The 5,951-nt window shown below is 70.8% G+C and carries 6 protein-coding genes; 5 read left to right on the top strand and 1 reads right to left on the bottom strand.

Annotation, left to right across the window (positions count from 1 at the left end; all coding sequences use genetic code 11):
• From cobG to LDO54_RS29495, 5 genes are all read left to right on the top strand, one after another.
• Positions 1 to 1,236 (top strand): precorrin-3B synthase (cobG, locus tag LDO54_RS29515; protein WP_224014674.1); only part of this gene is annotated, 1,236 nt, incomplete at its 5' end.
• Positions 1,229 to 1,855 carry a precorrin-8X methylmutase gene (locus tag LDO54_RS29510; protein ID WP_224014672.1) on the top strand — a complete coding sequence of 209 codons (627 nt, stop codon included), beginning with the start codon at positions 1,229 to 1,231 and terminating at the stop codon, positions 1,853 to 1,855. The genes cobG and LDO54_RS29510, both read left to right, overlap by 8 nt.
• Complete coding sequence (locus tag LDO54_RS29505) at positions 1,856 to 2,611, top strand: precorrin-2 C(20)-methyltransferase (protein ID WP_224014670.1); 756 nt, start codon at positions 1,856 to 1,858, stop codon at positions 2,609 to 2,611.
• The gene (gene cobJ / locus LDO54_RS29500) at positions 2,608 to 4,350 is read left to right on the top strand and encodes a precorrin-3B C(17)-methyltransferase (protein WP_224014668.1); all 1,743 of its coding nucleotides are present in this window, start codon (positions 2,608 to 2,610) and stop codon (positions 4,348 to 4,350) included. The genes LDO54_RS29505 and cobJ overlap by 4 nt, the downstream gene beginning before the upstream one ends.
• A 113-nt stretch (positions 4,351 to 4,463) precedes the next feature.
• Entirely contained in the window at positions 4,464 to 5,483 is a 1,020-nt protein-coding gene (locus LDO54_RS29495; RefSeq protein ID WP_224014667.1) for a flagellar brake protein, read from the top strand.
• 18 nt (positions 5,484 to 5,501) lie between these two features.
• On the opposite strand, the gene LDO54_RS29490 is transcribed toward LDO54_RS29495, so the two are convergent.
• Positions 5,502 to 5,951 (bottom strand): vWA domain-containing protein (locus tag LDO54_RS29490; RefSeq protein WP_224014683.1); only part of this gene is annotated, 450 nt, incomplete at its 5' end.

Here is a 5,951-nt window from a genome sequence, read left to right as displayed (position 1 = left end):
ATCGCGCACGCGGCGCGCGCGTTCGCCGACGGCACGCTCGAACTGACCAATCGCGCCAACGTGCAGGTGCGCGGCGTGCGCGCGGGCCAGGAAGCGGCGCTCACGGCTGCGCTCGTCGCGGGCGGCCTCGGCCCCGCGAACGGCGTGCAGACGCCCGACAATCTCTGCGCCGCCGACGAACTGCGCAACCTGATGCTGAGCCCGCTCGCGGGCCTCGATCCGCACGCGCTGTTCGACACCGCCGCGCTCGCCGCGCCCCTCGTCGCGATGCTGCAAGACGAGCCGCGTTTCGCGGCGCTGTCGCCGAAATTCGCCGTGCTGATCGACGGCGGCGAGCGGCTCGCGGCGCTCGATCATCCGCACGATATCTGGCTCGCGGCCACGCGCGAACGCGGCGAAACGCGTTTCGCCTTCGGCCTCGCGGGCTGCCCCGACGACGGCGCGCTCGGCTTCATCGCCGCCGCGCACATTCAGGCGCTGATCCGCGCGCTGCTGCATGCGTTTCTCGATCTCGCCGCGCCCGATCAATTGCGGATGCGCAATGTGATCGCCACGCACGGCGCGGCCGCGATACTCGACGCCGCGCAACATCACGCCGATATCGCGATTCCGACACCGCAGCCCGCCGCCGATGAACACGCGTCATCCGCGTGGCGACGCCCGCGCGTCGATCTCACGCGACGTCTGGGCGCACACGCGCTGCACGCGAACGGCGACGGCTACGTGGGCGCGCAACCGCCGCTCGCACGCCTCGACGCCGCCACGCTCGACGCGCTCGCCGACCTCGCCGAACTTCACGGCGAAGGCACGCTGCGCATCACGCCGTGGCAAGGCGCGCTCGTGCCGCACGTCGCGCGCGACGCGCTGATTCCGTTGCTCGACAGCCTGCGCGCGCTCGGCCTGAGCGTCGATGCCGCCGATCCGCTCGCGCGCACGATCGCCTGCACGGGCTCGGCGGGCTGCGCGAAAAGCCGCGCCGACACCAAGGCCGACGCGCTGCGCCTCGCGCCGCATCTGCCGCCGCACGTGCAGGCGCACCTGAGCGGCTGCGAGCGTTCCTGCGCCGCCGCGCATCGCGCGCCGTTCACGCTGCTCGCCGCCGCGCCGGACCATTACGACCTTTACGAACGCGACGCGAGCGCAGCCGGTTTCGGCCGCCTCGTCGCGCGCCACCTGACCCTCGAAGCCGCCGCGCACGCCATCGCGCAGCCGCCCCGGAGCCTTTCCGATGTCTGATTACATCCGCGACGGCCAGGCGATCTATCGCGAGTCGTTCGCGACGATCCGCGCCGAAGCCGATCTCGCGCACATTCCCGCCGACCTCGAAAAACTCGCCGTGCGCGTGATCCACGCCTGCGGCATGGTCGACGTCGCCGCCGACCTCGCATTCTCGCCGGGCGCGGGCGACGCCGGCCGCCGCGCGCTCGCGCAAGGCGCGCCGATTCTCTGCGACGCCAAAATGGTCGCGTTCGGCGTCACGCGCGCGCGCCTGCCCGCCGACAACGCCGTGATCTGCACGCTCGACGATCCCGCCGTGCCCGCGCTCGCGCGCGAACTCGGCAACACGCGTTCGGCCGCCGCGCTCGAACTGTGGCGTCCGCATCTCGAAGGCAGCGTCGTCGCGATCGGCAACGCACCGACCGCGCTGTTCTATCTGCTCGACATGATCGCGGCCGGCGCGCCGCGTCCCGCGCTGATTCTCGGCATGCCCGTGGGCTTCATCGGCGCGGCGGAATCGAAAGCCGCGCTCGCCAGCTCGACGCTCGGCGTGCCGTTCGTGGTCGTTCGCGGACGGCGCGGCGGCAGCGCGATGGCCGCCGCCGCCGTCAACGCACTCGCTTCGGAGACCGAATAAATGTTCGAGCACGAACACAATAACGAACCGCGCATCGGCCGCCTGCATGGCATCGGCGTCGGTCCCGGCGATCCCGAGCTGCTCACGCTCAAGGCGCTGCGGCTGCTGAAGGCCGCGCCCGTGGTCGCCTACTTCGTCGCCAAGGGCAAGAAGGGCAACGCATTCGGCATCGTCGAGTCGCATCTCGGCCCCGAGCAGGAACGCCTGCCGCTCGTCTATCCGGTCACGACCGAAGCGCTCGAACCGCCGCTCTCGTACGAAACCATCATCGCCGACTTCTACGACGGCGCCGCGCGCACCGTGGCCGCGCATCTCGACGCGGGCCGCGACGTCGCCGTGATCTGCGAAGGCGATCCGTTCTTCTACGGCTCGTACATGTATCTGCACGACCGCCTGGCCGCGCGCTACGACGCCGAAGTCGTGCCCGGCGTCTGCTCGATGCTCGGCGGCGCGGCGGTGCTGGGCGCGCCGCTCGTGTATCGCAACCAGAGTCTCGCGGTGCTCTCGGGCGTGCTGCCCGAAGATCAATTGCGCCGCCGTCTCGCCGACGCGGACGCCGCCGTCATCATGAAGCTCGGCCGCAACTTCGAGAAAGTGCGCCGCGTGCTCGCCGATCTCGGTCTCGCGAAGCGCGCGCTCTACGTCGAGCGCGCGACCATGGCGAACCAGCGCATCGTGCCGCTCGACGACGTCGATCCGATGGCCTCGCCGTATTTTTCGCTGCTCGTGGTGCCGGGGGAAAAATGGCAAGCATGAACGCCGCGCTGCGTCCGCCCGCCGTGATCGTGCTCGGGCCGGGCGCGCTCGCCACGGCGCAGCGCGTGAAGGCGCTGTACGCGCACGCGCAGATCCACGCGCTGCAGGACCGCGCGCAAGGCGACGTCGCGTTCAGCGAACTCGGCGAACATCTGCGCGAGTTGTACCGGCGCGGCACGCCGCTCGTCGCGCTGTGTGCGGCGGGCATCGTGATCCGCTGCCTCGCGCCGCTGCTGGCGAACAAGGGTGCGGAGCCGCCCGTGCTCGCGCTCGCCGAGGACGGCAGCGCGGTCGTGCCGCTGCTCGGCGGCCTGACCGGCGTGAACGTGATGGCGCGCGAGATCGGCGCGGCGCTCGGCATCGCGCCCGCGATCACGACCAGCGGCGAATTGCGATTCGGCACCTGCCTGCTCAATCCGCCCGACGGTTATGCGCTGTCGAGTCTCGCGCAGGGCAAGCGCTTCGTTTCCGATCTGCTCGCGGGCGACGCGACGCGCATCGAAGGCGACGCGCCCTGGCTCGATCACGTCGATCTGCCGCGCGACGCGGCGGCCGCGCATGCGATCCGCGTGAGTCCGCATGTCTGGGACGGCGACCCCGCGCAACTCGTGATTCATCCGCGCAGCGTCGTGGCCGCCGTGCGCGCGCCGCACGAACGACTCGCCGATCACGTGCAGGCCGCGCTCGATGAACGCGGTCTCGCGGCGGCCTCGCTCGCGGCGCTGCTCGCGCCCGCCGCGCTGATGGGCGACGCGTCGCTCGCGCAGGCGGCGGCGGTGCTGCATGTGCCGCTGCGCTTTGTCGATCAGGCCGATGCGGCCAATGTCGCCGATGCCGATCACGACAACGCATCACGCCTGATCGAAGCCCTGAAGCTCGACGACGCCACGCTGCACGCCGACGATGCCCACGGCATCGCGCTCGCCGTCGCGCACGCGCCGCTCGACGCGGCCACGCTCGGCCAGGCGCGCGGCAAGCTCACGGTGCTCGGTCTCGGGCCGGGCCGCGCCGACCTGCTCACGCCGATGGCGCGCGCCGCGCTCGACGACGCGACCGACCTCGTCGGCTATGCGACTTACGTGGACATGGCCGGCCCGCCGCGGCCCGGCCAGCGCCGCCACGCCACCGACAACCGCGAGGAATTGCAGCGCGCGCGTCACGCCTTCGAACTCGCGTGCGAAGGCCGCCGCGTGGCCGTGGTGTCGTCGGGCGATCCAGGCGTGTTCGCGATGGCCGCCGCCGTGCTCGAAGCGCTCGAAGGCGCCGACGATCCGCGCTGGCAGCGCGTCGAGTTGCAGATCGTGCCGGGCGTCTCCGCCGCGCTCGCCACCGCCGCACAGGCCGGCGCGCCGCTCGGCCACGACTTCTGCATGCTCTCGCTCTCGGACAATCTGAAGCCGTGGGCGGTGATCGAAAAGCGTCTGCATCACGCCGCGCTCGCGGACCTCGTGATGGCCTTCTACAACCCGATCTCGCGCGCGCGTCCGTGGCAGCTGGACCGTGCGCTGGAGATCGTGCGCGCGGTGCGCGCGCCCGCCACGCGCGTCGTGCTGGGCCGCGACGTGGGCCGCCCCGGCGAGACGCTGCGCACGATGACGCTCGGCGAACTCCAGTCGTCGGATGTGGACATGCGCACGATGGTGATCGTCGGCTCCTCGACCACGCGCGGTTTCGCCCGCGAAGGCACGCACGAAGCGCTGAGTGAATGGGTCTACACGCCGCGTTTTTATGCGGAATAAATCGCGAAATAAATCGCAGAATAAATCGCGATATCGACCGTTGAATCCGCACTGAAGTTTTGTCGCGGCGCGCCGTTAACACAGGGAATCTGTTACCCAACCCTGGCGCGCCGATGACCGACACTCTTGCCACCGCTTCCGCTGCGGCTTCCGAAGTCGCTTCTGAATCCGCAATTGAATCCGCCGCTGCGAATAGCGCGGCAAATACCGCTGCAAGCGCTTCCACCGACCTCGCCGCGCTGACACCCGCCGACGTGCCCGTCGGCCAGCCGCTCGACTGGCCGCTGGTCGACCGCGACGGCACGCTGCTGCTCGAACGCGGCGCCTCGCTCGTCGGCGAAGTCGAACGCGATTTCCTGTTCCGCCATTTCGCGCCCCATCGCGGCGACCTCGACGCGTCCGCCGCCGAACAGGCCGCCGCGCCCGCCCGCAAAAGCGACGAACCGGCCGCGACGCTGCCGAGCGTGCGCGACCTGCATCTGAACATCGGCGCGCTGATGGGTCTGCGCCCGCAACAAGGCGCGAGCGGCGCGCCCATGCATCCGTGCAAGCTGATCGGCTTCGCGCCGAACGAAGCGATCTTCGTCACGCTGCCTTATGTCGATGGCCGCCCGATCGAGATCACGCCCGGCGAAAACGTCGAACTCGTCGCCATCGCGAGTCAGGCCGTGTATCGCTTCGTCTGCACGATCCACGCGATGAATCAGGCGCCGCTCGGCTATCTCGTGCTCTCGCAGCCCGCCAACATCCGCATGCTGCGCGAACGCAAGTCGATTCGCGTGCGCGCGCAGTTTCCGGTGCGCTACGGCATCGGCGCGGAGAGCGAGGGATATCAGGGCGTGGCGCTCGCGCGCGGCATCAGCGCGCTCGGGCTGTCGATCGCCGCGCCGTGGGCGCCCGGCAAGGTCGGCGAGCGGCTGCGCGTGGCGTTCCGGCTGCGTTCGGGCGATCTCGACACCGTCGTCGAAACGAGCGCGGTGATCCGCAACGTGCATCAGGAAGACGCCACGCCGGCGCACAGCACGCTCGGCCTCGAACTCGACAGCCTCACGCCCGCCGAACAGATGGCGATGAAGGTCTACGTGTTCGACCGCCAGGACGACGTGCTCTACTGGACCGGCGCGTCGCGCTGAACCGGACGCCGCGCGGGCTCAGGCGAGCAGCGCGTCGGCGTCGATGCACTCGCCGCCCCACGCCTGGGCAAGCGCGTGACAGCGTCCGAGACGCAGCGCCGACGCCTCGCAATCGACCACGGTGATGTGATCGGCGTGCGCAGGACGCGCGGGCAGTTGCGTCGTGCGTCCGTCGCTGAACAGCCAGAGATGACGCGCGCGTCCAGGATCGCGGCGCGCGGTGCGTTCGAGCAGTTGCGCGGCGCGCGCGAGCCCCGCTTCGAGCGGCGTGCCGCCGCCCGCGCCCACGGGCTCGATCCAGCGTTCGTTCCACCAGCGCGGCACGGCGGGGCCGAAGCGCAGCTCGGCGCGCGCGCCGCCGAAGCAGATCAGCGCCACTTCCACGCGTTCGCCGCGCGCGCGATCGAATAGCGCGATCAACAGCCCTTTCGCGAGCGCGAACTGGCCGCGCGCGAGCATCGACGCCGA

The organism is Paraburkholderia tropica, assembly GCF_914484835.1.
In the GTDB taxonomy this organism is placed as follows: domain Bacteria; phylum Pseudomonadota; class Gammaproteobacteria; order Burkholderiales; family Burkholderiaceae; genus Paraburkholderia; species Paraburkholderia tropica_A.
The sequence above is the reverse complement of the archived record's forward strand: the minus strand, read 5'-3'. Positions and strand labels throughout refer to the sequence as shown.

What these genes read in the sequence shown, in the direction of transcription:
- LDO54_RS29505 (WP_224014670.1), top strand. Translation starts at nt 1,856, where the DNA reads ATGTTCGAGCACGAACACAATAACGAACCGCGCATCGGCCGCCTGCAT.
- cobJ (WP_224014668.1), top strand. Translation starts at nt 2,608, where the DNA reads ATGAACGCCGCGCTGCGTCCGCCCGCCGTGATCGTGCTCGGGCCGGGC.
- LDO54_RS29495 (WP_224014667.1), top strand. Translation starts at nt 4,464, where the DNA reads ATGACCGACACTCTTGCCACCGCTTCCGCTGCGGCTTCCGAAGTCGCT.
- LDO54_RS29510 (WP_224014672.1), top strand. Translation starts at nt 1,229, where the DNA reads ATGTCTGATTACATCCGCGACGGCCAGGCGATCTATCGCGAGTCGTTC.